The following is a 24,402-nucleotide window of genomic DNA, read 5'->3' as shown; positions in this document are numbered from 1 at the left end:
CAGGCTATATATTACAACCGCACAATCTCGGCACCGATGGCGTTGAGCCGGGTGTCGATGTTCTGGTAGCCCCGGTCGATTTGCTCGATGTTGTCGATAATGCTTGTGCCCTGCGCCGACATTGCCGCGATGAGCAGAGCCACCCCGGCCCGAATATCGGGCGATGACATGCGGATGCCTTTTAGCGGAATCTGCCGGTTCAGGCCCACGACCGTAGCGCGGTGCGGGTCGCAGAGAATAATTTGCGCACCCATGTCGATAAGCTTGTCGACAAAGAACAGTCGGCTTTCAAACATTTTCTGGTGAATCAGCAGCGTACCCTGCGCCTGCACGGCGGTCACAAGCACAATGCTAAGCAGGTCGGGCGTGAAGCCGGGCCAGGGCGCGTCGGCTACGGTCATCATACCGCCGTCTAGGAAGCTCTCGATCTGATAATGCTCCTGCGCCGGGATGTGAATATCGTCGCCCCGAAACTCCATTTGTATTCCCAACCGCCGAAACTGATCGGGAATGATGCCCAGTTCAGGAATGCGGCAGTTTTTGATCGTAATCTCCGACTGTGTCATAGCCGCCATGCCAATAAACGAGCCGATCTCGATCATGTCGGGCAGCATGGTGTGCTCGGTGCCGTTCAGTTCCGACACGCCTTCGATGGTGAGGAGATTTGAGCCGACGCCGGTAATTTTCGCGCCCATGCTATTCAGCATTTTGCTCAATTGTTGCAGATACGGCTCGCAGGCGGCATTGTAAATGGTGGTGGTTCCGTCGGCCATTACGGCGGCCATCAACACGTTGGCCGTACCCGTTACCGACGCTTCATCGAGCAGCATGTAGGTGCCGCGCAGATTGCTGGCATCAACCTGATAATAACCGCCGTCGTTGGGGTCGTAGTTGAACTGAGCACCGAGTTTCTCGAAACCCAGGAAGTGCGTATCTAACCGCCGACGCCCGATTTTATCGCCACCGGGACGTGGAATACGGCCTTTTTTGAACCGCGCCAGCATCGGCCCCAGCAACATAACCGACCCGCGCAGGGCAGCAGCTTTGCGCTTGTAGGTATCGGTTTCGAGGTAGTCTAAATTGACATCACTGGCCTGAAATCGGTACGAACTTTCGCCAATTTTCGTAACCCAAACACCCAGGTCGCCCAGCAGGTCAATTAGTTGATTGACATCGCGAATGTTTGGAATGTTGTGGATTGTGACGGGTTCTTTGGTCAGCAATACGGCGCAAAGAATCTGGAGAGCTTCGTTTTTTGCCCCCTGTGGAATTAATTCACCCTTGAGCCGACGCCCACCTGTAATTTTGAAAGAAGCCATTCTTGTAAATGATGAATATTTGTTAGTGATGAGCGATGAACGATGAGTGATGAGTTTGCTGACGCAAAAGGAAATACACTGGCGTCAGCAAACTCATCACTCATCGTTCATCGCTCATCACTTAAAAATTACCGTCTCCGGCGGTCATTGTTGCGGTTATTGCCCGAATTACCCTGCCCACCGCCGTTGCGGAAATTGCGGTTGTTGCCCTGATTGTTGCGATTACCCTGATTGTTGTTGCGGAAATTGCGGTTGTTGCCCTGATTCGTGCGGTTGCCCTGATTTGGGCGGTTGAAGTTACCGCTGCCGAGCCGCTGCGGTTGTACGGCCTCGCCCGCCCGTTCGCGTGGGGTCGATTCTACCAAACCCTGCTCGCGAATCAGTTGAATATCATCGGCAAGCTTACCGTTCGAGATGTCGATCAGGCTTTGATAAATAGTTTCTTCCTCAACGGATTCTTTGTTCCATATCTGGTAAAAGCTGCGCATCAGCCGAACCAGATACGACACAAACGCCCGGCGTTCGTCGGCATCTTCAAGTGCTACGGCTTTGGCTGCCAGAAGGTTAACGTTCTGACCAAAGTGCTTGAATTTGAGCGGATGCGTATTATATGGAACGTGCTGTGGCTTTTTGCCAAGTGCCTCCTCCGACGGGGGCGGGTAGGGGCTATCGACGTCGAGCGTAAATCCTGATATGATATAGAGGTCGTCCCACAACTTGTTGTAGTAATCCTGCCCATCTTTCATATTGGGATGAATCTGCCGCATCAATTCGACCAGGATGTGCGCATAACGGGTTCGCTTCTCCCGATCTTCGATGTTGACCATGTTGTCAACCAGTTTTTGGATACTGCTGCCGTATTCTTTCAAAGGAATTACTGAGTTCGTGTAAAGAAACAAAAGTACGAAAAACAGTTGGCAGTTTTCAGCCTTCGGTTGGCAGTAAAGAGTTTTCAGTACATGGCGTAACGGGTAGCCATGCAGGGAGAAAGAAGTACCTTTGTTGCCATTCGGGCTAATTGTAATTGAGTTGTATTAGCTGAAGACTGCCAACTATTTACCGAGAACTGCCTGTTGCATGAACTTCCGCATATATCGCCCCGAAATTGCCGATACGCTTCGATTGAGTGTTCCGATTGTGATTGCTCAGTTAGGCGTGGTGCTGATGGGTGTAACGGATAATCTGTTTGTGGGCCGATTGTTGGGGGCTGTGCCGCTCGGAGCCGCCGGACTGGCAAATTCGCTGTCGTTTTTAATGTCGAGTATTGGCGTGGGAGGGCTGTCGGTAGTGGCCGCGCTGGTGTCGAAGGCCAATAGCCAACAGGATACGGCTGCGGTAAACCGGTTGTTTCGGGCAGGGTTACGCGTGGCCGTGGGGCTGAGTATTGCACTGGGCGGATTGTCGGCTCTGCTGGCTTATAACTTTGACTTGTTCGACCAATCGGCGGAAGTAACGCGGCTGGCCCGCGATTTTATGTTGATTCTGAGCGCGTCGCTGCTGCCGCTGCTGATTTTTGTGGCAACCCGCCAATTGGCTGATGGGTTGCGACAACCCCGCGTGGCAATGGCAATTACGCTGTCGGCATTAGTCGTAAACGCATTGTTCAACTACCTGCTCATTAAAGGTGTGGGGCCATTTCCTGAAATGGGCCTGATGGGGTCGGCAACGGCCACGCTACTGTCGCGGCTATACATGGCCGGGGCTATGCTGGCGTATGTTTACGGGGCAGGCCGGTTTAAACGATTTTTATCGCGTTCATTAGTGCTGCAACCGATCCGCGCTGAAGCTGAAACCATTTTGCGGCTGGGCATTCCGGGCGGGCTGACGTTCTTTTTTGAGGTTGCTACGTTCTCGCTGGCGGTCGTTATTGTGGGGTGGCTTGGCGAAGATCGGCTGGCGGCTCATCAGATTGCCATCAATATGGCGTCGGTAACATACATGATGGCTACGGGTATTTCGTCGGCTGCGGCTATTCGGGTGGGTGCGGCTGTGGGGTCAGGCAGTCGCGAGGGTGTCCGGCGAGCGGGTGTGGCAGCTTTTCTGCTGTCGGCAGTCTTTATGAGTTTAGCCGCACTGCTGTTTCTAACGGCCAATAACTGGTTGGTAGCTCTGTATATCCGCGATAATCCGGCGGTGTCGAGCATTGCCGTAACGTTGATGTCGGTGGCTGGTTTCTTCCAGCTTTCCGATGGCATTCAGGTGGTTGCGCTCGGTTGTCTGCGCGGTTTATCAGACGTGAACGTGCCAACCGTGATTACGCTGATTGCTTACTGGGGCATGGCACTGCCGCTGAGTTATGTGCTGGCATTTCCGCTCAAGCTCGATGCTGTGGGCGTCTGGATTGGGTTGCTGGCGGGGCTGTCGCTGGCGGCTGTGTTGCTGACATGGCGATTTTTCCGGCTTAATCGACGCATACAGACGAGTGCTGTTGAACGGGCCGAACGAGCCTGATTATCAGCCCAGCATACCACATCGTTTCAGAAAGATAGCCACGTCGCGGGCGGTTTTGGCCTGTAGGCTCTTGCCGAACATGGTTTTCGCTTTCATCAGAATATTGCGGTTGTGCGTATGGGCCGTATGAACGGTAATGCCCGCCAGTGAAGCTAATTCTTTGGCCGATAATTCGTCTTCGTTTTCAACGTACAATCTCAGCAGAACCATCTGCTTGGGGGAAAACAGGTTTACTTTAGCCGGTAAATTGGCGAACAGTTTCGCCATCATACTATTGAATTCGGCTTCTACATTCGGCGGAATATTAATAAACCGGGGCATAACCGGCTCGTTTTCAAACGGTTTCAGAATAGTCATCTCCGACAGGTAGGCCGTAATATATCCTTCCTGCGTGTATTGCCAGGGCGAAATGGTACGTTTTACCAGAACAACCTGCCCATCGGCGCGGGTAATAGGTACGTTGGCAATGAACTTCGGATTTAAAAACGATACCAATGGCTTATCTGATGCCGCCGACATCATAAACGTCAGCTTACCCAGCAACGTAATAAGCTGCAACATGCCCTGCGAGGGAATAGTTGACAAATAATGGCGGAACGTAAATGAGTCGGAGTTATAGCCAATTTCCTGCAAACCGCCCGCTGCTATAATCGACATACTGGTCAGGTCAACCACGAAATACAATTGCTCGGCCCGGCGACCTAAGCGCAGCGTGTCTAATTCAGCTTGTTGCACTTCAGGTGGCACCACATAAATGAGCTGTTCAACAGGCGGGAACAGATCATTGATAAATGACTCGATACGCTGATATTCCTGATCAACCGGGTCGGGCTGTTTTCGAGTGCTCATAACGGAGAGAGAGTAACGTGAGTATACTAACCAATTTGGCAAAGCCAGGCAAGTTGCCTTATTTACTCTAAAGTTACTTGCCAAATTATATCCTTATCATAGGTATTTTTTTGACAGCCTCACGTACCGAACTTGCGGTCGTCTCTTTCTTCTATCCCAGTTCCTTTCTGTAAAGCATTGTGTATGGCCCACCGATTATCGGTGGGCCAATTTTAACGCATGGCAGCCAGCAGGTCGTCGCGGGAAGGTCGGTCAGCGGTCAGGTCGTAGCTAATACCTTCACCGTCAAGATAATTCATAAAAGCAATATAGTGTTGCTTCTCGACCGAAAAGACATACCAGTTTATGTATGGTTCGCTAAATAGTTCGACTTCGGTCAGTGAAGCTCGTTGTTGCAGATTTTGATACTGCGCTGTGCTGACGGAGTCGTGTCGGATAAGGAAGTACCACACAGGATGTTTAATGCTATGTAATCGATGTATTATAAATGATTGGTTAACTAAAAACCGCGCAACGGTTCGCTGCGCGGTTTTTCATAGCCCAGTAGCGGACGTCGTTTATTTGTTAACTGCAAGGATGTAATCGGCCAATACCAGACCTGCTTCGTTGAGATACAGATCTTTCTTTTTCTTCGGAGTAGTAGGCGAAGGCGTACCGGTTTCGTCAACGGGGGCCGTAATGTGCGACACTTTGTTGGCTGCTGCCCGTTTGCGCTCGGCTTCTTCGCGCTCTTTCCGGCGTTTACTTTCCTGCAACGAAACCACTGTATTTTCTTTCGCTTTCCGGAAGTCGGCTAAATCCTGTGCCAGTTGCTTTAGTTCAGGATCTGATTTCAGACGCTGATCGAAGCGGTCGCGCAGGCGGGTCAGAATCTTATCGTCAATGGCACGGCCCTGTTCGTAACGTGTTGAGTTGATCTGATCCCACGGCAAGGCACTTGGCTGTGAACTTTCGCCGTATTCTTCTGCCGAGAATGCCGATGGCAACTCAATATCAGGCGTTACGCCCCGGTGTTGGGTACTGCTGCCATTAATGCGGTAAAACTTCTGAATGGTCATTTTTACCTGACCAACCTTTTCCGGCTCTTTGGGCAACCACTGGTTCAGGTCGATGAGCGTCTGTACGGTGCCTTTCCCGAACGTCTGACCACCTACGATAACACCACGCCGATAATCCTGAATCGCAGCCGCGAAAATCTCCGATGCCGATGCGCTAAACCGATTTACCAGCACGGCCAGCGGTCCATCGTACAGCACCGATGGATCGGGGTCGGTATACACTTCGGTTTCACCCGTCGACTCACGAACCTGCACTACCGGACCTTTTGGAATAAACAAGCCCGTCAGGTTAATAGCCTCCGTGAGCGAACCACCGCCGTTATCGCGCAGGTCGATTACAATGCCATCTACTTTGTCAACCTTCAGTTCGTCGATGAATTTCTTTACGTCGTTGGTTGTGCTGCTGAAGCCTTCTTCCCGCCGACGCGCGCCCTCAAAATCGCGGTAAAACATCGGCACGTTGATAACACCGATCTTGAACGACTTGCCATTGTCAACTACGTCGATAATTTCTTTCTTGGCGCGTTGCTCTTCGAGCTTGATTTTTTCGCGAACAAGCCGAATCTCTTTCGGCGGAGCACCCGCAAGGGCGTCGGGCGATAGCACCTGCAACCGCACCACCGTTCCTTTCGGGCCTTTGATAAGCTTTACCACCTCATCGACCTGCCAGTTCATGGTGTTGACCATCGCGCCGTTGTCGCCCTGTGCTACGCCCGCAATTTTGTCGTTGGTTTTCAACTGATTCGACTTGAAAGCAGGGCCACCGGGCAATACGCTCGTGATTTTGATGTAATCGCCATCTTCCTGCAACATAGCTCCTATGCCTTCCAGCGACTGACTCATTTCCTGATTGAACCGGTCGGCGTTGCTGGGCGAAAGATAGTTGGTGTGCGGGTCGAGGGCTTCGGCGAACGAGTTCATGTACAACTGAAACACATCGCCACCTTTAATTCGGTTAATTGCCCGGTCCAGGTTGTTATATCGTTGCGTCATCAAAGCCGCCACGGCACTGTCGGACCGATTGCCAAGTTTCAGCTCAAGAGCCTGATTCTTAAGAATTTTCCGCCACAGGTCTTCCTGCTCTTCCTGGTTTTTGGGCCAGGCTGCCTTCTCCCGGTCTGTATTGAATGTCTCGTCGGCAGTAAACGCAAACGGCTTTTTGATCTGCTCTTTGATGAACGCACTCCGCTCCTGATACCGTTTGCGGAACACGTTATACAGTTCATAAGCTGCCGTCAGATCCCCGTTGATCAGCGCATCGTCGATCTGGTAACGATATTTCTCAAACGCGGTTACGTCTGATGCCAGCAGGTACGTTTTGTTGCCATCGACCTCCTTCAGGTAGTTATCCCAAACGACCGACGACAATGAATCGTTGAGCCGAACCTTCCGATAATGGTAGGTAGTCAGCAATTTGGCGACCAGCGTCTGCACTTTTTCCTGCGAAACGGATGGTTTCAACTCATCGCCGGTTGTTGCCTGGGCCGACCGAAGCGCAGTCCCTGGAGTAAACGCGCCCGAAGGCGAATCCGGCTGAAAGCTCAGCATCAGCACGGGTACAAGGGTTACCAGATACTTGTTCATGTAGTATGAAAAAATATCGAATAGTGAATATTAACTATGACCAACAAATTAGGCTGACGCCGGTATTACTTTGTTAATCAGGAGTTCGCATTCACTATTCATGAGTACAATAAACTATTTACTGTTTCACAATATCGAGCAACTCAACGTCGAACACCAGTGTCGAACCGGGTTTAATGTCGGCACCCGCCCCCCGGTCGCCATAAGCGAGATCAGATGGGATGTAGAGTGTCCATTTCGAGCCTACAGGCATCAATTGCAGTGCTTCGGTCCAGCCTTTGATAACTTCGCTTACGCCAAATTCTGCCGGTTGCCCCCGTTCTACCGAACTATCAAACACTTTGCCGTCGAGCAGTTTACCCGTATAGTGTACTTTAACTCGATCTGTGGCGGTTGGTTTCGCCCCTGTGCCTTCTTTTTGCACAGAATACTGCAAACCACTGGTGGTAGTCGTTACGCCCGCTTTCGCTTTGTTCTCGGTCAGGAATGCGTTGCCGATTTGCTTGTTCTCTGCCGAGGCTTTCATGGCTTCGGCCTGCTGTGCTGCCATCTTCTTTTGCCCGAACGCGTTCAGAATCTGCCCGGCCTGCTCCTGCGAAAGTTGGGTTTTCTGCCCTTTCAGCGCGTCTTCCAACCCACGAATCAACACAGTTGTGTTAAGGTCGTTCATGCCATTCTGCTTCAGGTTTTGCGCCATATACAGGCCAATGCTATAGCTTATCGAATCGCGGGGGGTGGCTAATGATGCGCTGGCAGCGGGTTTAGTGGTAGCGGCTGGTTTTGCACCTGCGGGTTTGGGACTTGATTTCTTTACTTGTGCCGTGGCTGAGCCTGTTACAAACAGGGCCGATACCGCACCGGCTACCATCCATTGGTTGAACTTCATGCGAAAAAACTAATTGATAATGTACAAAAAAGGTTTACCGATAAAACATGAACGGGCAATTGAAAAGTTTGGCCAAACTCCTTATTAATAAAATTTAACCCGTCTGCAGCTTCTCTGATAAACGATAAATATACAGGTTTCTTGCCTATTCTACAATTGAATGGCACTGTAAGTGAGACATTTCCGTACAAACGGTCGGAGAGTGGGGCGGGCGGTTAAACTTGGCAAGGTGTTTGTTAGTGAACGCACAACGAGACAATGTGAAGTCAACGTGAAAAGATGCTATCTTATGACCTAATTATACACAATTGTACTACAAGTTGAACGATGTCGTTATATTCGTGAAAGTTTGTTCATGTATACATGGATTAGCCGACGCGACACTCACTATGTAATTCTAACGTATGAATTTCTTACCCAATTCTTTGGCAACATACGTTGTCTGCGTCGCATCGGTTGCTCTATCGGTGTGTGACGTCCATCCGGCAATAGCGAAAGCCACTGCGTTAACTGGCTTACCAGTGCACGAACAACCTGCGCCGAAAGCCGAGCCGGGTAAGCCGACCCGACATGTAGTGCTGGCGCGTAATACGTCAACGCCCGTTGCCTCGGCTGAGAAAACTGAACCAACAGCCGGGCAACCTGCATCGGCTAAATCACCCCACAAAAAAGCGGCACATCACTGGAAAAGCCTGATCGAATCCATTCGGGAAATCACACACGCGCACCACAAGCGGTAACGCCGACACGCAGCTTACTTGCCTTTCGACTCTTTGGCCTTTTCGAGTTCGGCTCGCTGGTCGTCGCGCAGGGTTGGGTACTTGATGCCTAACTGCTCCAGATAGGTTTTATACTTCGCCGGGTCATAGTAGTATTTCTGCAACTTTGGCTTGAAGTCGGCCATAATCTTCTGGTTCAGATAAATAGCCGGAAACTCTTTCGGCGAAATCAGGGGCGTATACTTCTGCTCTTTCGTTTGCTCATCGTTGTAATAGGCCCAGGCGTTTTTTATGATTTCCGGCTTCAGCAGCAAATCGAGCAGGGTCATGGCTTCGGCTTTGGCTCCGGCTACGATTCCTTTGTGGGCAATGGGCGTTGCCATCGAAATAGCATTACTCCAGTGGTGGCCGGGCAAATCGGGAATGTTGCTTGGATAGCGCAGTACAATCGTAGGCAGCGACCATGAAATATCGGCGATGTCGTCGGAGCCGCCCGTAAGCGGTACGTAGGTTTGCCCGCCCATCATCATCGTTGGGGCCGTTCCGGCGGGTAGGCCGATGCTGTCTAACTTCACGGCCAGCCCTTCGGTTTTGCGGGCCTGCAATTCTTTCTGCGTTGCTTTTGCCAGCATCTGATCGTCGGACGACCAGGTGGGCAACCCTACTTTCCTGATATTCTGATACATGGCTTCGGCAATGGGCTTGTTAAAATGCCCCGGCCAGGCCGATCCCAGAATCTCATACGTAAACTTCGTGTCGGTCATTTTGGCGGCTCCTTCGGCCATTGCTATTCCCGTTTCAAATAACTTCTTGATTTTTGGGTAGCTACGTTCGCGAAAATAGTACCAGACTGCCGCTTTCGAGGGCACGACGTTCGGCTGATCGCCCCCGTCGGAGATTACGTAATGCGAGCGTTGCGTGAGTTCGAGGTGTTCGCGCCGGAAGTTCCAGCCGATATTCATCAACTCAACGGCATCGAGCGCACTGCGCCCGCGCCAGGGTGCCCCGGCTGCGTGGGCCGCCGAACCTTCAAACGTGAACTTTACGGAAACCAGCCCGTTGTTGCCCGCGTCGCCATACGACGTAACGAGGTTATCGCCAACGTGCGTAAAAATACAGGCATCAACGTTTTTGAAGTAACCATCGCGGATGTAAAACGCCTTTGCGCCAACGAGTTCTTCGGCCACGCCCGGCCACAGCATCAGCGTACCGGAGAGTTTATTTTTCTCCATTAACTGCTTCACGGCCAGCGCGGCTACAATGTTCAGTGCCTGCCCGGAGTTATGCCCTTCGCCGTGACCCGGTGCTCCCTCAACAATCGGGTCTTTATAGGCCACGCCCGGTTTTTGGCTGGCTTTAGGAATACAATCTACATCGGAACCGATGGCGATAACGGGTTTGCCGCTGCCCCAGGTGGCAATCCAGGCCGTCGGCATTCCCGAAATGCCCTTCTGTATGGTGAAGCCTTCTTTCTCCAGCAGCGAAGTCAGGTAATTAAACGTTTCAACTTCCTGAAACCCCAATTCCGAAAAGCTGAAGAGCATGTCGTTGATTTGCTGGGCCTGCGTTGCGCGGCTTTCGACGGCAGCAACGGCTTCCGCTTTGAGCCGGTCGAGCGGGTCGGTAAGGGGTTTGGCTCTGCGCTGAGCTACGGTGAGCAAGGGCAAAGTGAGTAACAGAAAGAAGATTTGTTTCATGGCTGGGACGGTTTTGGTTAAAGATACATTCGGTTGAAACCCGGTGCAAGTCATTTACCCAAGATGTCGAATGATGTAGCCATTTTCTGTACCTTTGCCCCCAAATTTTCTAAATCGTTTTTAATCGTTTATACCTTACACAATGGAGAAAATTAAAGTGGCAAATCCGGTTGTCGAACTGGATGGCGACGAAATGACCCGCATCATCTGGAAATTCATCAAAGACAAACTGATTCTACCCTACGTTGACGTTGATATTAAATACTTCGACCTCGGCATCGAATACCGCGACGAAACAAACGATCAGGTAACTGTCGACGCGGCCAATGCCATCAAAGAATACGGCGTTGGTATCAAATGCGCCACCATCACGCCCGACGAAGCCCGCGTAAAGGAGTTCAACCTCAAGCAGATGTGGAAGTCGCCCAACGGCACCATCCGCAATATTCTCGATGGTACGGTGTTCCGTGAACCCATCGTGATGAGCAACGTACCGCGCTTGGTCATCAACTGGAAAGCCCCGATCATTGTGGGTCGTCACGCGTTTGGCGATCAGTACCGCGCTACTGATTTTCTGGTGCCGGGCAAGGGCAAGCTGACCATGAAATTTGAAGGCGAAGACGGCACCGTGATGGAGTATGAAGTCTTCAATTTCAAAGCACCGGGCGTGGCAATGGGTATGTATAACGTTGATGAATCGATTCGTGGCTTTGCCCGGTCGTGCTTCAACGTGGCAATGCAAAAAGGCTGGCCGCTTTACCTCTCTACTAAGAATACAATCCTGAAAAAATACGACGGTCGGTTTAAAGACATTTTCCAGGAAATCTACGACGCCGAGTTTGCCGGAAAAGTGCAGTACGAACACCGCCTGATCGATGATATGGTGGCCTCGGCTCTGAAATGGGAAGGCAACTTTGTATGGGCCTGCAAAAACTACGACGGCGACGTGCAGTCGGACACCGTAGCGCAAGGCTTCGGTTCGCTGGGCCTGATGACCTCGGTGCTGCTCACGCCCGATGGCAACACGATGGAGGCCGAAGCCGCTCACGGAACCGTAACGCGCCACTACCGCGAATACCAGAAAGGCAACAAAACCAGCACCAACCCCATTGCCAGCATCTACGCCTGGACGCGCGGCCTGGCCTTTAGAGGGAAACTCGATGGTAATCAACCGCTTATTGATTTTGCCAACGCACTCGAACAGGTGTGCGTAGAGGTGGTCGAAAGTGGTAAAATGACGAAAGACCTTGCGCTGTCGGCCTTCCCCGACGTGAAGAATCTCGTAGCGGGCGAACATTACCTGTACACGGAAGACTTCCTCGAAGCGTTGGACGAAGCGTTGCAGGCGAAACTATCCTGAACCAGAACGCTGGCCCGGCAGGATTAGCCGGGATTATCAAGATTAAACAGGATTTATACGCTGTGCCACGGCTTTGGTCGTGGCACAGGTATTTTTAGACGTACTCACTCTTTATGTTCGACAGTTTTGATATTGTATTCGGCGATGCGTTCACGCTGGAAGAATTGAATCGGCTTAAGATTATTGATGGTGAAATTGAGCGGTTATTTTACGGCGAATACCGGGTTGTGTATCTGGAAGGAGATGGAGGCTTCGTTATTGGCTACACAGGGATGAAGATGCTACGCGTCCTGTTCACCTTTGCATTTGAACAAAATAGCGTTATCATTGACGAAATTTACATAGCGGATGGAAAAGAGATTAACGACCTATACTGTCGACCAAATTGTCGCTAAAACTGCGACTGGGCGAGACCGGGATGAAGTAGCAAGGGAGCTGGCTGAGCGTTTCAGCGGTGCAAAGCCGCTCATTACCCGTGAGGAAATCGACGCACGTATTACCGAGTTACGGCGTGTCTGGCAGCAAAAAAATCAGCAACAATAACCCTTTACAAACGCATGAAATACCTATTAATCAGTCTACTCACGCTAATGGCCTTAACCACTTACGCAGGTAACGAGCCGACCCGTAAGCCGAAGAAACCCATGAAAACCGGACAGCTACAACATGTCGTATTGTTTAAGTTCAAGCCCGAAGCGACGCCCGAAAAAGTGACCGAAATTGTTGCGGCTTTTGAAGCGTTACCGTCGAAAATCAAGGAGATTAAAGGATTCCAGTGGGGCACCAACAACAGCCCCGAAAAACACGACAAGGGCCTGACCCATGCCTTTATCCTGACGTTCGACAACGCCAAAGACCGCGATGCTTATCTGCCACACCCCGCTCATAAAGAGTTTGGCAAGATCGTTGGCCCCTGGCTGGCTGATTTGACGGTTGTGGATTTCGTGAATCAGGCAAAGTAGTTCTTTAAACGCAGAGAGCGCGGAGTTTTCCGCAGAGATACAGAGTTTTCTGAGTGTTCTCTGCGGAAGGCTCCGCGCTCTCTGCGTTTAAAAAAACCTCAAAGATTCTTCTCCAGAAACTCGGTCATCATCGTGTATAGATGCAGGCGGGTGTTGCCGCCGTAAATGCCGTGGTTGCGATTGGGGTAATAAAACGACTGAAACGGACGCCCAGCCGCTACCAGCGCATTCACAAACTCCACAGAGTTCTGAAAATGCACGTTATCGTCGCCGGTGCCGTGAACCAGCAGAAATGGGCCGCGTAGTTTGGCCGCGTGCGTAACGGGGCTATTGTTATCGTAGCCGCCGGGATTGTCCTGTGGGCGTTTCAGGTAGCGTTCGGTATAAATGGTGTCGTAGAATCGCCAGTTGGTAACGGGCGCAACGGAGATGCCCGCCTTGAAAACATCGGCACCAAGCGTCATGCAAAGAGCCGTCATATAGCCGCCGTAACTCCAGCCCCAAATACCTACGCGGTTGGCATCAACCCAGGGCAGCGTCTTCAGCGACCGCGCCACGAAAAGCTGGTCTTCGGTTTCGAGTTTGCCCAACTGCGCATAGGTAGCCGCCCGGAACGCATGACCGCGCCCGCCCGTGCCGCGCCCATCGACCGACACAATTACGTAGCCTTTCTGAGCCAGCGTCTGATACCAGAAAAAGTCGCGGCTGTCCCAATCGTTTTTCACTGTCTGCGACCCCGGCCCGCCATACACGAACATCAAAACGGGGTACTTTTTCGTAGCGGAACTGTCGAAGTCAGCCGGGCGAATCATCCAGCCGTTAAGCGGGGTTCCATCGGCGGCTTTGGTCTGGAAAAATTGTTTTTGACTGATCTGATACGTTGCCAGCCGGGTTTTGAGGGCATCGTTGGCTTCCAGTACCCGCCGGTCGTCGGTAGTTTTGGTATCGCGCAGGGTCACGCGCATGGGCGAAGTGGCCGAACTGTGATACAGTAGGTAGTACGAAAAATCGGGGCTGAACGTAGCCGTGTAGGTGCCGGGCTGATTGGTCAGACGTTGCTTATTCTGACCGTCGATACCGATGCGGTAGAGGTGACGCTCCAACGCCGAAACTTCCGTCGAGGTGAAATAAACCTGCGCGTTTTTTTCATCGACACCGGCAATCGTACCCACCTCAAAATTACCCGATGTGATGGCCTGCATCAGTTTGCCGCTGAGGTCATACCGATACAGGTGTTTGAAACCGCTCCGTTCGCTCGTCCACAGAAACGATTTGCCGTCGGGCAGATACGTCAGGTCGTCGGTTAATTCAAGATCAACGTAGGTACTGCTTTGTTCAGTCAGAACGGTGGTAGCCGCGCCGGTTGTGGCGTTGACGTGCAGCAGATCGAGTTGGTTTTGCAACCGGTTCATGCGCCGTACCGACAGCAGATTTGGGTTCTTTGTCCACTGAATACGTGGCAGATAGATGTCTGTTTCTGCCCCGGTTTGAGCCAGAATCTTCCTGCCCGAAACTACATCGACCATCCATACCGACACAACGGAATTGGCTTCGCCTGCTTTTGGGTATTTGTAGCGATAATCACTCGGATAAAGCGGCCCCCAAACCTGCATGTTGTATTCGGGAACGCGCCGTTCGTCGAATCGAATCCAGGCAATCCGGCGGCTATCGGACGACCACTCGAACGCCCGCGACATGCTGAATTCTTCTTCATACACCCAGTCTGCCGCCCCATTAATAACAGCGTTTGGCTTGCCGTCTGTGGTTAGCTGCGTTTCCTTCCCCGTTGCCAGATCAACGACAAACAAATTATTGTCACGAACGAACGCCACCCGTTTACCGTCGGGCGAGAACGTGGCATACATCTGCTTGCCCTGCTGACTAAGGGGCGTCAATCGCTTTGTCGTCAGGTCGTACACGAAATACGCGGCCCGGCTCGACCGGCGATAAATGGGTTCTTCCTGCGTGGTTAACAGCAGTTTACGTTCATCGGCAGAAAGCTGATACCCATCAATACCCAATCGCGGGCCTGCCGCTGTTTGTTGACTGGCATCGAAGAGTACTTCGGCCACGTTGCCGGTAGTGATGTCGAATTTGCTGATTTTGCCGCCGTCGAGCGTGGTGTAAAAACCACCCGCCTTCATCCAATTGACGGCTTCAACGGTGCGTTGACTGAATACCCCCGCGCTACGCCCCCAAACGTCATCGAGCGTAACCGGCTTTTTAAGTTGAGCAAAAGCAGGAAGGGTTAAAAAAACAAAAAGAAAGCGGTTGATTTTCATGGGAATGTACTAAACAGTTGCCAAAAATTACGACTTCATTGCCCGAACAATGCGCGACAGCAGACCCGGTAAAAACCGTTTTAGGTAAACACCGGCTACTTCTTTGCCGCCGATGAAGACCTCTTCACGTTTGCGTGTTACGGCCCGCAGCAGCCGACGGGCAAAGTCGTCGGCGGGCATTCCCTGCTGCTGATTCTCGTCCATTTTGCCGTGTACGCGCCCATCGGGGCCGAGGGCGTGGAGTGAAATAGGCGTTTGGATGTAGCCGGGGCATACCAGCGTAACGTGCAGCCCCGCATCGTGGGTTTCGGCCCGGAGCGCGTCGAAAAAACCGTGCAGGGCGTGTTTGCTCGCGCAATAGCCCGACCGTTGTTTTGTGCCAATCTTGCCTGCTACACTGCTCGTAACAACGAAATGACCACTGCCCTGCGCCAGCATCAGCGGCAGCACGGCTTTGGTCAAGGCCACAACGCCGAAAAAATTAACGTCCATCAGCCGCTGATACACCGAAAAATCAGTATCGACAACGGCACTGCGCTGTGTGATCCCTGCATTTTGAAACAGATAATCAACGCGCCCAAACCGCTGCCGTACCACCTCGACCTGCGCGGGAAGCCGGGCCGTATCGGCCATGTCGAGCGGCAGCACCAGCACGTCGGACGCCGGTAATCCGGTTTGCCGGGCCACGCGTTGCAGCTCAGCTTCGCGCCGGGCCGACAGAATCAGTTTGGGCCGATACCGGGCCAGTTCGAGTGCAATGGCTTCGCCAATGCCCGACGATGCGCCGGTAATCCAGATGATGGAGTTTTGGAAGGAAGACAAAGAGGTACTATTGAATGTTGAATGTTGAATAGCGAATGTTGAATGGAGGGCAGCGGGTTAGGTGGAGAACTTGCGGTAAGCATTAATTCAACATTCAGAATTCAATATTAAAAACCACTTTTCCCCCATCATTCCCCACCTCCAGCCTGACGTTGGCACCAACGGGCATAGCGAGGTTTTGCGGGACGTGACCCACCGGGAAATCGAACATGACGGGGTAATCATAGCCCGACACGGCTCCCGAAATAATACCAAAAGCATCGTCGCCGAAAGGAAGTGATTTGTTATCGCGCATGTCGGTGAACTGCCCCACAACCAGCCCGGCCAGGTTTGAAAGCCGACCAGCCCGGTGGAGTTGCCGCATCATGCGGTCGAGTGAAAACAAGGTTTCGTCTATGTCTTCAATGAACAGCACGCTGTTGTCAAAAGCAATGTCGGTCGGGGTCGAGAGTGAATTGACGAGCATGGTCAGGTTGCCGCCTACCAGCGGTCCGGTAGCCTGCCCCGGTCGGTTGAGTGGGTGCGTCGGCACGGTGTACATAGCAGGCGGTTCGCCAAAGAGCCACTGCCGAACCGTTTCGAGCGACTCGGCCCGGTCAGAAAGGCCATATTGCCGGGGCATCAGACCATGCAGACTACCAATGCCATTGGCATACAGCAAACTCAGCAGCACCGTAACGTCGCTGAAACCGACGAGCCATTTTGGGTGTGCCAGCAAACCACCCAGATCCAGGCCATCGACCAGCCGGTAGCAGCCGTAACCACCTCGCGCGGCAAACACCGCCCGAACGTCAGGATTATCGAATAACTGTTGTAAATCAGCCCGGCGCAGTTCGTCGGAACCGGCAAAAGGGCCATCCTGAGCCTGCAAGCTTGTACCCTCGATAACGTTCAGTTTCCAGTCGTCGCGCAGAATACGTAGACCCTCTTTTAGTTCGTCATACGGAAACCAGCTCGCAGGCGATACTACGCCTACGGTATCGCCAGGGCGCAGGAAAGGAGGAAGAAGCATAAAATAAAAGTAATGATGAATGTTAGTGAAATAAAAGTACTCGTTGATCGCCACTTTTAAGCCACTTCTCCCGCATTTAATTCAGAGCGGCCACGTATGTATCGTCGAGCGCGTTGAGGTCAACGCTCACTAAACCCTGCCGACTGCTGTCGAACATGGGCTTGAACTTGCGGCCCCAAAGCACCTCGTCGTAGCGGTATGAGTGGCGGCTATGCACAATCTGCGAGAAGGTATCGTCGGTGGCCCGAAGCAAAATCAGGAACTCGGCGTCTGATCGGGCCAGGTCTTCGGGGGTGCAGCCGTGCAAAGGGCTGTCTTCAGTAATCGGATGCACGAGCGTCCAGTTGGTCGGGAAAAAATTGACCTGTTGCCGCTCTAATTTCAGGCTGGAATACCGGCGCGTCAGTGTTCCATCGGGTTTTGTTTCGAGCATCGACAATGACACTTCTATCTGTACGTCGATGAGTTGATTGGCGCGGGCGTTAATAATCCGAAACATCCAGGCATTCACGTCTAAATATGGAGCAAGCACCGATTTCTTGGTGAAGCGTATATGGGCTACGGGGCGAGAAAAACGCCCATACAGCAAACCCGTTGCCAGCGCGAAAGCCAGCAGCCCAATTACTGATTCGAACGAGGCTATTAAGCTGGCCGTGAATGTGTTGGGGGCAATATGGCCGTAGCCGACCGTGGTCATAGTCTGCGAGCTAAAGAAATAGGCTTTCCAGAACAGACCGAAATTATCGACGTCAGTAGTGCCTTTCAGTCCATCGGCCCCGGCCAGCAGATAAATACTGGCGAAGAACAGATTGGCCGTAAGGTAAAACAGCAGCACCCAACCAAAAAACTGCGGCCAACTCATGGTAATCAGCCGGTTATACAGGTTGAGTCGATCCCAGAACGACTCGTTGCGTCGATTGATGTTAAAGCTGCCGTCTTTGTTGATAAGCCGGCCAAAGCCTGAGTTGATTTTTGTGCCAAAGCCCAGGTCCTGCCGCTGTTCTTCCTGCCGAACCAATTGACTGTCAGTTCCGCGCAGATTTTCTGCGGGTTGGGCAACGGTATTCGTACGCCTTGTTCTCACGGAAAAAATGAAGGATTAAGCCCATTTATTTATTGAACGACAACTTTTCTGCAACTTTAATTCATGACGAATTTGAGATTGAGTAGAACTACTTAAATTCGCCCAATATTTGCGCGTACCGCCGTACCTATCTAATAACTCTCTATATGAAACCGCACCCCGGCATGATTAGCGTCATTGTGCCTGCTTTTAACGAAGAAGAAAACCTGCCCGTACTGGTTCATCGGCTCATGTCGGTACTGAGTGCATACGCTGAGTATGAAATTTTAATCATTGACGACGGTAGCACCGACCAGACCCGCTATGTGCTTCGGCAACTTTGCAAAGCCTATCCGGTAATTCGGTTTCTTTCTTTCTCCCGCAATTTCGGCCACCAGATGGCTCTCCGCGCCGGGTATGACCACGCCCGGGGCGACGCTGTAATCTGCCTTGATGCCGACTTACAACACCCGCCCGAACTGATTCCGACGCTGATCGAAAAATGGCAGGAAGGCTACGATGTAGTTTATACCGTGCGCCAGCCCGACCCGTCGCTGTCGTGGTTCAAGCGTGCTACCTCGAAACAGTTTTACAGTATGCTGCGGTCGGTTTCAAAACTAAACATTGAAGACGGCGCGGCTGATTTCCGATTGCTCGACCGAAAGGTAGTCGATACACTTCGGCAGTTCAAAGAAAATGATCTGTTTCTGCGCGGTGCCATTTCGTGGGTGGGTTTTCAGCAGTGCCGGATTTTATACCAGCCCGCTGCCCGCTACGCCGGTCGGTCGAAATACTCGTTTCGGAAGATGATGCAACTGGCTGCTATGGGTATTACGTCGTTTTCGACCCGCCCATTGTATCTGTCGGTGATGCTCGGCTTTTGTATGTCGGCGTTTGCCACGCTGTTTGGTATGGAGGTGTTGTATGAGTACTTTTTCACGAATGCCACCGTGTCAGGCTGGACAACGCTCGTCGTGTTGATGGCACTCATTGGTGGAGTGCAGTTTATCATGATCGGCATTATCGGCGTATATTTGGGCAAAACGTTCGTAGAAGTTAAACAACGCCCCGCCTATATTATTGGCGATACGAGCGACATTGACGAGACCGTAACAACATGGAAGGCCGACGCCCAACCCGATCTGTTTTATTCACCGTTGACGTAGAAGAGTTCGATACCGCCGTTGAATTTGGTCATACCATTCCGTTGAGCGAACAAATTGCGGTTTCGACGCGCGGCCTGCGCCTGCTCGCCGACCGTTTTGAGACTGTAGGCGTTCGCTCAACGCTGTTTACAACCGCCAATTACGCCCTGCACGAACCTGACTTAATCAAACACCTCGCCCAAACGCACGAAATAGCATCGCACGGCTACTACCACACGACTTTTGAACCCGTTGATTTGCACAAGTCACGAGTGGCGTTGGAAGAACTGCTGGAGAAGCCCGTTACGGGTTTCCGGCGGGCACGGATGGGCTACGTCGATCCGAATGATGTGCAACAGGCTGGTTATCAATACAATTCGTCGCTGCACCCAACCTGGCTACCCGGTCGGTACAACCACTGGGGCGAACCCCGGCATCCGTTTCGTGAAGCAGGTGTCTGGCAGATTCCGGCTTCGGTAACGCCCACGCTGCGGTTGCCGCTGTTCTGGCTGAGCCTGAAAAACTTTCCGTTCGGCTACTACAAACAACTGTGCCGCCGAACCCTCCGTGCCGACGGTTTCCTGAACCTGTACGTACACCCCTGGGAATTTACGGACCTGTCGACCTACGAAAAAATCCCCGCTTATGTCCGTCGTCATTCCCGCGACGAACTCCTCGACCGGGTTGAGAAACTACTTAGATTTTTGAAACAGGAAGGTGATTTTCAAACGATGAACGAGTTTGTAGCGGGGCTCTAACAGATTGTCTGGCTTTTATCTTGTCAGGATAGTTGTATGAAACTTGCACCAATAATTTTCAATGTGTCACCAAAGCGTTTCCAAACTCTGAGGTATCTGAAATGTCCTTCCATGGGTGTATCCATCATTTTCCCTTTGGCTTTCATTGATACAATTGAAACGGCAGTGTCGCCTATTAGTTTGATTTCTTCAATTTCAGTTGATGCGTCTTCGATAACCATTGTTTTTGCTCTATGGGCGTTTAAATCCATTTCTTTAGTCAGGACTTGCCCTGTTGGTGCGACTGCTACTAAATCATCGTGCAAAAGTTGGTCGAGAACGTCCACATTGCTCGCAAGTTGAGCCACAAAGAGTTTGTTTTCAGCGTCAACAACATCTTCTTTAGTAATTTCTGTTTTATTCATTGCTTGGCTCTTTCCGACACATGAAAATTTGCCGGATGTGAGAATCAACACAGAGCCGACGTTTCTTCTAACATTACGCTTACTACCAAGCGGCTCGGCCTATCCACCCAACATCTCCATGCGCTGATGGCGACGCAGGAGCCTTTACACACATGGACGGTTGGGCTGTAAACATTGACCTCGCGGCCTGCTGCCTGTCACCGGTAAGCCGCCGAACGTACTTTAATCAGATTGTTGAACCCGTGCAATGTGCAAAAATATTTGCAATATGATTATCAACTATATTGTCAAATATTCCGTTATTTGAAAAGTTAATCAACAGTTAGTGATGGGTTAGCCAAAAGATAGCCACAGGCTAATCAAAGGTTGATAAAGTCATAACTCTATCGAACTGAGATATGAACAAAGCAAAAATGAACACGACAAGATGGAGCATTATCAGCCCGCAACAGTCGACTGTTCAGTCAGCTAAGGCTGTTTATGTACCAGTTGCCGCACAAAATTCGGGCAAACCTGCTACTGTGCAAAGCGCATTCGGTTCGTCCTGCGGCATTAATGTGCGTAGGATGGTTGAAGACGCGGTTATAATCAGGGAACAGAAAGCAAACGCAGGTAAAACGAGTGAATTGAGTGGAACTATAATCATTGAACCAACAGGGATATTCAATAAACGAACGAGCGGGCGGTAATGACTTTTCGTTCGTCACAGCCCATGGTATAGAGTATCTTGTTTATTTTACAGAAGCGGATGGTTACGTACCATCCGCTTCTTTTGCTTCTAACACTAAAATGTTAGGCTTCACCCCAATAAAGGGCACATTTGAGGAAGGTAAACGTTTACCTAATGACCCTCATGTGTGGACGGCTATTTTCGAGGTTTTGTACTTTTATATGAACAAGCATCCTCTCATGGTTTTGTTATATGTCTGTAGTGATGAAAGTGTCTGGAATCCAGGACCAGAGCATAGGCATGCACGTTACGCCAAGAAGCGAAGTGAAATTTTCGCAGAACGCTATAGTGAATGGCAACAGACGGACGTAATGCCTGTCGAAAAAATCGACTATAGTCTTTATGGTCAACTCTACTGTTCGTGTATTTTTAGATCTGGCAACCCATACGCAACAGAAATAAGACAAGTTATAGAACAGAGCATCCTGGAAAAGCAGTAGTATTACGCGATTTGTCACCTAACCGGGGCGTTTCCTCTGTCGCAAGAAAGCTGCCGAACTTGTCAAGGCCCGACTGTCGGGGCGGCTGGCTTGTCAACGGGAGCCGCCTAATGAGCATAGACCGCCCTGTCACGGGACGTGCGGCCTGTCGCCGAGAAGCTGAAATTTAATCAGCAACTCGTTTCCGACTTGGCAACTTCGCCGTTTTTAGCATTTCATTGGCTTTTGCCAATTTTTCCGGGAAGAGTACTTTGTCACGATACTGCTCCAGTGCGGGATCAATCCGCACAATAGGAGCTTTGCTATTATTGAGTTCCTGAACTGTTCTCATCGTGTTTAAAGTTAAGCAAATTTCCGTTGGGCTAAAAAGCCCGTGTATTCCTTACCAACCTCAAAAGCATAGAATTCGTCTCCAATTTGCCCGTAAAGCTCAAAATCCTGAATCATTTCCTGGTAGAACCGGGTGATACCCATTCGATATAATCTGGTTCGCGCTTTAGTGCTGCCAGTGGCATAGACGAATGCGTCGGGATGCTTGTCGAAGAAAGCATATAAAGCCGCAACAACGGTAGCCAATACTTTGCCGGTATCCCCATTATTGGAGACGACTAAATCGTCAATTTCGCCTGTATCTGCATTTTTGTCGCCAAAAGCGAGGTTATATACATCTGGCTGATTGGTTTTTTGAAATTGGATGAGTTTACGGATGAGGCCATTTGTCCCTTCGCTCACAAACTCAAAAACGGTTAGGCTGCTTTCCGCTTTGAGCGCATACTTGTCAATCTTCATACTTCGTGAAGGTAGGAAAGAAGCATTTTTCTCACATACCTAAACTCAGGAATTTGTCATAGTGTGGTCTGTCGGGGCGTTTACCCTGTCAGCCGGAACCCCAGAATGGGAACAAAAACCTGCCCAACCGGGGCGTTTCCTATGTTACCCGAAACCCGAAAATGGAAGCCCGTAGCTACCCCCGCGAGATGTGCAACTTGTCACACGAGACCCCGAAACAGAAGTACGGCTTTGATGTTCACCCAACGCCCCCATGTGTTGATGGCGAGGAACGAGCCTTTACACCCCCGTTCCGTTGGGATGCCCACAACTTCACTTTGCAGGCGAGCAACCTGTCAACAGATGGACGGCAGCGCGAAGCGATTTTACTGCACTCGTGAGTTTATCTCAGATCTAATTTTCTTCAGTTGAGCAGCCGCAACAGCATTCAAAAAGGCAAGCCCCACTAAGAGCATTATGTTGCTCAAGTGATAGCCCTTCATGAACGTCCAAATAAAAATGAGTACAACCAGTACCACGAACAGGAAACCTAACCATCGAACAAATGTTCGGGTTGACTGTTCTTGGCTCTTTAGTTCTTCCAAACTCAGTTGAGACAAAGGCTTGTTGGAAAATATACCGAACATATTTTAGAAAATTTAGTAGTTAAAATTTGTACCGAGCGCGAAGCCCAAAACTTGCCTTGTCGAGACGGGCAACCTGTCGCCAGAACGTTGCCCGGCAAATCAAAACCTGACTTGTCGGGGCGTTTGGCCTGTCAGCCACAACGCGCCTAACGAGCAGATGCTTGCCTAATCAGGGCGCACTATTTGTCGCTCGAAATCTGAAAATGAAGACCCAGACTTGCCTAACTCCGGCGCGCTGTTTGTCACACGAACTGCCCTGACGCACCGCCCGACGGCTCCAGAGCCGCGCTTTCTGTCACACGAGCAATGGCATACGCCCAAGCCCTTTTCTGGCTGGCCCCACCCAACACCCGCAGGGGGTGATGGTGAGCGAAGCGAGCCTTTACACCCCTGCCCACGTTGGGATGCCCTCAACTTCGACAACAGGCGTGCCTGTTGTCGCCCGCGACACGGCCCCAGCACTGGAGTCAAACCGCGCAACTTACCTTGCCGAGCGCGAAGCCCAACAAACACGAAACCGATTTTGCCGAGTGAATACAAAGACACACTGTGGGGCAGTATGTACCTCATATCATCAAATCAGTTTTATTGGTATAACTAGCTTGATTTGCTTTTCATTGGCCTTTCAATAACGGCAAAGGTTTAATCTAAACCAATGCCATAACTAACTAAAAACTAAACCCAAAATCACTATTTGCAGAACTAGAATTAATTAAAACTCTATACATCAATCTTTCACCATCAAAGGCACTTCTACCGTGTAACCACCTACCGTTCTGAACGATATACCCCTGACCGTACTCCAATCTAAACTCGTGTTTGTATTTATAAACCAATGACAAAAATATATTTATCGACTCAATCGCTTCTGCTGAAAAATAGGAAACATCGTCATAACGAAACCTTAAAAATTTATTAGAATGTAGTAAATCTACTTCAGCAAATATGGCACTGACCAACTGATCTTTACCTCTACCAAAAATTGCTATATCTGGCTTTTCTAAAATACTCAATTCTTCAGTAAAATTCATTTTCATTTCATTGTAAATCTTTTTTCCATCTACCAAAATGGTATCTCCACCGTCTATGGCTGGTTTTATACATAATAAAGATGTGTAGAAGGGCGGATTTATTACAGTTGCTCTGTCTGTATGCGGTATTAAATTTTTCTTTGTAAAACCTAACAAACCGGGCTTAGCAATAGGCGTTGGTTTGTATTCAATAGACGTTATGCCTTTATAGTCAGCGTCTGGATGGCTATAAACAGTCCCAATTTTATTACATAATTTCAAAAAATGGCTTGTCTCATAAATATGCTCGAAAGTTATAACTCCATGCACATTTAAAGTGTCTACGACAGTTTGGCTGCTAACCCTAGCAATATCAATAATGTGTTCTCTAAAAAAAGTACTCATATCGTATCTGCGATTTAAGCTGAACGGGTAA

At 50.6% G+C, this 24,402-nt stretch carries 23 protein-coding genes; 8 read left to right on the top strand and 15 right to left on the bottom strand.

Features of this window, described 5'->3' with window-relative positions; translation table 11 throughout:
• Positions 1 to 11: 11 nt before the first annotated feature.
• Together murA and AWR27_RS13615 are read right to left on the bottom strand one after the other, a co-directional pair.
• Positions 12 to 1,319, bottom strand: a complete 1,308-nt coding sequence (gene murA / locus AWR27_RS13620; RefSeq protein WP_077131666.1) for a UDP-N-acetylglucosamine 1-carboxyvinyltransferase — start codon at positions 1,317 to 1,319, stop codon at positions 12 to 14.
• A gap of 128 nt (positions 1,320 to 1,447) precedes the next feature.
• Positions 1,448 to 2,188, bottom strand: a complete 741-nt coding sequence (locus tag AWR27_RS13615) for a DUF4290 domain-containing protein (protein WP_077133989.1) — start codon at positions 2,186 to 2,188, stop codon at positions 1,448 to 1,450.
• A 208-nt stretch (positions 2,189 to 2,396) separates the two neighbouring features.
• Here AWR27_RS13615 and AWR27_RS13610 point away from each other — a divergent pair, with 208 nt between their 5' ends.
• On the top strand, positions 2,397 to 3,770 hold the full coding sequence (locus AWR27_RS13610) for an MATE family efflux transporter (protein ID WP_077131665.1): 1,374 nt from the start codon (positions 2,397 to 2,399) through the stop codon (positions 3,768 to 3,770).
• 3 nt (positions 3,771 to 3,773) lie between these two features.
• Here the strand turns inward: AWR27_RS13610 and AWR27_RS13605 are convergent, their stop codons facing one another.
• The 4 genes from AWR27_RS13605 to AWR27_RS13590 form a co-directional block, all read right to left on the bottom strand.
• Positions 3,774 to 4,619, bottom strand: a complete 846-nt coding sequence (locus AWR27_RS13605; protein WP_077131664.1) for a helix-turn-helix transcriptional regulator — start codon at positions 4,617 to 4,619, stop codon at positions 3,774 to 3,776.
• A 212-nt stretch (positions 4,620 to 4,831) separates the two neighbouring features.
• Positions 4,832 to 5,071, bottom strand: coding sequence for a hypothetical protein (locus AWR27_RS13600; RefSeq protein ID WP_077131663.1), 240 nt, complete (start codon positions 5,069 to 5,071; stop codon positions 4,832 to 4,834).
• Between the two features lie 105 nt (positions 5,072 to 5,176).
• Positions 5,177 to 7,261 carry a carboxy terminal-processing peptidase gene (locus AWR27_RS13595; RefSeq protein ID WP_077131662.1) on the bottom strand — a complete coding sequence of 695 codons (2,085 nt, stop codon included), beginning with the start codon at positions 7,259 to 7,261 and terminating at the stop codon, positions 5,177 to 5,179.
• 118 nt (positions 7,262 to 7,379) lie between these two features.
• Positions 7,380 to 8,147, bottom strand: coding sequence for an FKBP-type peptidyl-prolyl cis-trans isomerase (locus AWR27_RS13590; protein WP_257788516.1), 768 nt, complete (start codon positions 8,145 to 8,147; stop codon positions 7,380 to 7,382).
• Between the two features lie 521 nt (positions 8,148 to 8,668).
• On the opposite strand from AWR27_RS13590, the gene AWR27_RS25295 reads away from it, so the two are divergent.
• Positions 8,669 to 8,887: a hypothetical protein gene (locus tag AWR27_RS25295; protein ID WP_157579211.1), complete on the top strand. Its 219-nt coding sequence runs from the start codon at positions 8,669 to 8,671 to the stop codon at positions 8,885 to 8,887.
• 14 nt (positions 8,888 to 8,901) lie between these two features.
• Here the strand turns inward: AWR27_RS25295 and AWR27_RS13585 are convergent, their stop codons facing one another.
• Positions 8,902 to 10,563, bottom strand: coding sequence for an amidohydrolase (locus AWR27_RS13585; RefSeq protein WP_077131660.1), 1,662 nt, complete (start codon positions 10,561 to 10,563; stop codon positions 8,902 to 8,904).
• Between the two features lie 142 nt (positions 10,564 to 10,705).
• Between AWR27_RS13585 and AWR27_RS13580 the strand changes: the two genes are divergently transcribed.
• The 3 genes from AWR27_RS13580 to AWR27_RS13570 all read left to right on the top strand — a co-directional run bounded on the left by AWR27_RS13580 (position 10,706) and on the right by AWR27_RS13570 (position 12,885).
• A complete protein-coding gene (locus tag AWR27_RS13580) occupies positions 10,706 to 11,923 on the top strand; it encodes an NADP-dependent isocitrate dehydrogenase (RefSeq protein ID WP_077131659.1) in 1,218 nt (405 codons plus the stop codon).
• Positions 11,924 to 12,036: 113 nt separating this feature from the next.
• The gene (locus AWR27_RS13575; RefSeq protein WP_077131658.1) at positions 12,037 to 12,318 is read left to right on the top strand and encodes a hypothetical protein; all 282 of its coding nucleotides are present in this window, start codon (positions 12,037 to 12,039) and stop codon (positions 12,316 to 12,318) included.
• Positions 12,319 to 12,480: 162 nt separating this feature from the next.
• Positions 12,481 to 12,885 (top strand): Dabb family protein, encoded by a 405-nt coding sequence (locus AWR27_RS13570; RefSeq protein WP_077131657.1) that lies wholly within the window; start codon positions 12,481 to 12,483, stop codon positions 12,883 to 12,885.
• A gap of 98 nt (positions 12,886 to 12,983) precedes the next feature.
• Here AWR27_RS13570 and AWR27_RS13565 read toward each other — a convergent pair whose 3' ends face one another.
• The 4 genes from AWR27_RS13565 to AWR27_RS13550 all read right to left on the bottom strand — a co-directional run bounded on the left by AWR27_RS13565 (position 12,984) and on the right by AWR27_RS13550 (position 18,085).
• The gene (locus AWR27_RS13565; RefSeq protein ID WP_077131656.1) at positions 12,984 to 15,167 is read right to left on the bottom strand and encodes a S9 family peptidase; all 2,184 of its coding nucleotides are present in this window, start codon (positions 15,165 to 15,167) and stop codon (positions 12,984 to 12,986) included.
• 27 nt (positions 15,168 to 15,194) lie between these two features.
• A complete protein-coding gene (locus tag AWR27_RS13560) occupies positions 15,195 to 15,989 on the bottom strand; it encodes an SDR family oxidoreductase (RefSeq protein WP_077131655.1) in 795 nt (264 codons plus the stop codon).
• A gap of 94 nt (positions 15,990 to 16,083) precedes the next feature.
• Complete coding sequence (locus AWR27_RS13555; RefSeq protein ID WP_077133988.1) at positions 16,084 to 17,001, bottom strand: S66 peptidase family protein; 918 nt, start codon at positions 16,999 to 17,001, stop codon at positions 16,084 to 16,086.
• 76 nt (positions 17,002 to 17,077) lie between these two features.
• Positions 17,078 to 18,085, bottom strand: a complete 1,008-nt coding sequence (locus AWR27_RS13550) for an ion channel (RefSeq protein ID WP_083732846.1) — start codon at positions 18,083 to 18,085, stop codon at positions 17,078 to 17,080.
• A gap of 146 nt (positions 18,086 to 18,231) precedes the next feature.
• Here AWR27_RS13550 and AWR27_RS13545 point away from each other — a divergent pair, with 146 nt between their 5' ends.
• On the top strand, positions 18,232 to 19,230 hold the full coding sequence (locus tag AWR27_RS13545) for a glycosyltransferase family 2 protein (RefSeq protein ID WP_077131654.1): 999 nt from the start codon (positions 18,232 to 18,234) through the stop codon (positions 19,228 to 19,230).
• Positions 19,182 to 19,967 (top strand): polysaccharide deacetylase family protein, encoded by a 786-nt coding sequence (locus AWR27_RS13540; RefSeq protein WP_077131653.1) that lies wholly within the window; start codon positions 19,182 to 19,184, stop codon positions 19,965 to 19,967. The genes AWR27_RS13545 and AWR27_RS13540 overlap by 49 nt, the downstream gene beginning before the upstream one ends.
• A 23-nt stretch (positions 19,968 to 19,990) precedes the next feature.
• On the opposite strand, the gene AWR27_RS13535 is transcribed toward AWR27_RS13540, so the two are convergent.
• A complete protein-coding gene (locus tag AWR27_RS13535) occupies positions 19,991 to 20,371 on the bottom strand; it encodes a nuclear transport factor 2 family protein (RefSeq protein WP_077131652.1) in 381 nt (126 codons plus the stop codon).
• A 645-nt stretch (positions 20,372 to 21,016) separates the two neighbouring features.
• Between AWR27_RS13535 and AWR27_RS13530 the strand changes: the two genes are divergently transcribed.
• Positions 21,017 to 21,541, top strand: a complete 525-nt coding sequence (locus AWR27_RS13530) for a hypothetical protein (protein WP_077131651.1) — start codon at positions 21,017 to 21,019, stop codon at positions 21,539 to 21,541.
• A 166-nt stretch (positions 21,542 to 21,707) separates the two neighbouring features.
• On the opposite strand, the gene AWR27_RS25515 is transcribed toward AWR27_RS13530, so the two are convergent.
• The 3 genes from AWR27_RS25515 to AWR27_RS13515 all read right to left on the bottom strand — a co-directional run bounded on the left by AWR27_RS25515 (position 21,708) and on the right by AWR27_RS13515 (position 24,371).
• Positions 21,708 to 21,872: a hypothetical protein gene (locus AWR27_RS25515; RefSeq protein WP_198044997.1), complete on the bottom strand. Its 165-nt coding sequence runs from the start codon at positions 21,870 to 21,872 to the stop codon at positions 21,708 to 21,710.
• Positions 21,873 to 21,883: 11 nt separating this feature from the next.
• Entirely contained in the window at positions 21,884 to 22,330 is a 447-nt protein-coding gene (locus AWR27_RS13525; RefSeq protein WP_077131650.1) for a DUF6934 family protein, read from the bottom strand.
• Between the two features lie 1,294 nt (positions 22,331 to 23,624).
• Positions 23,625 to 24,371 carry a TauD/TfdA family dioxygenase gene (locus tag AWR27_RS13515; protein ID WP_077131648.1) on the bottom strand — a complete coding sequence of 249 codons (747 nt, stop codon included), beginning with the start codon at positions 24,369 to 24,371 and terminating at the stop codon, positions 23,625 to 23,627.
• Between the last annotated feature and the right edge of the window lie 31 nt (positions 24,372 to 24,402).

The sequence above is a fragment of the Spirosoma montaniterrae genome, assembly GCF_001988955.1.
Classification (GTDB): Bacteria; Bacteroidota; Bacteroidia; order Cytophagales; family Spirosomataceae; genus Spirosoma; species Spirosoma montaniterrae.
Note: the sequence above shows the minus strand (reverse complement) of the source record. Positions and strands in the feature narration are given on the sequence as shown.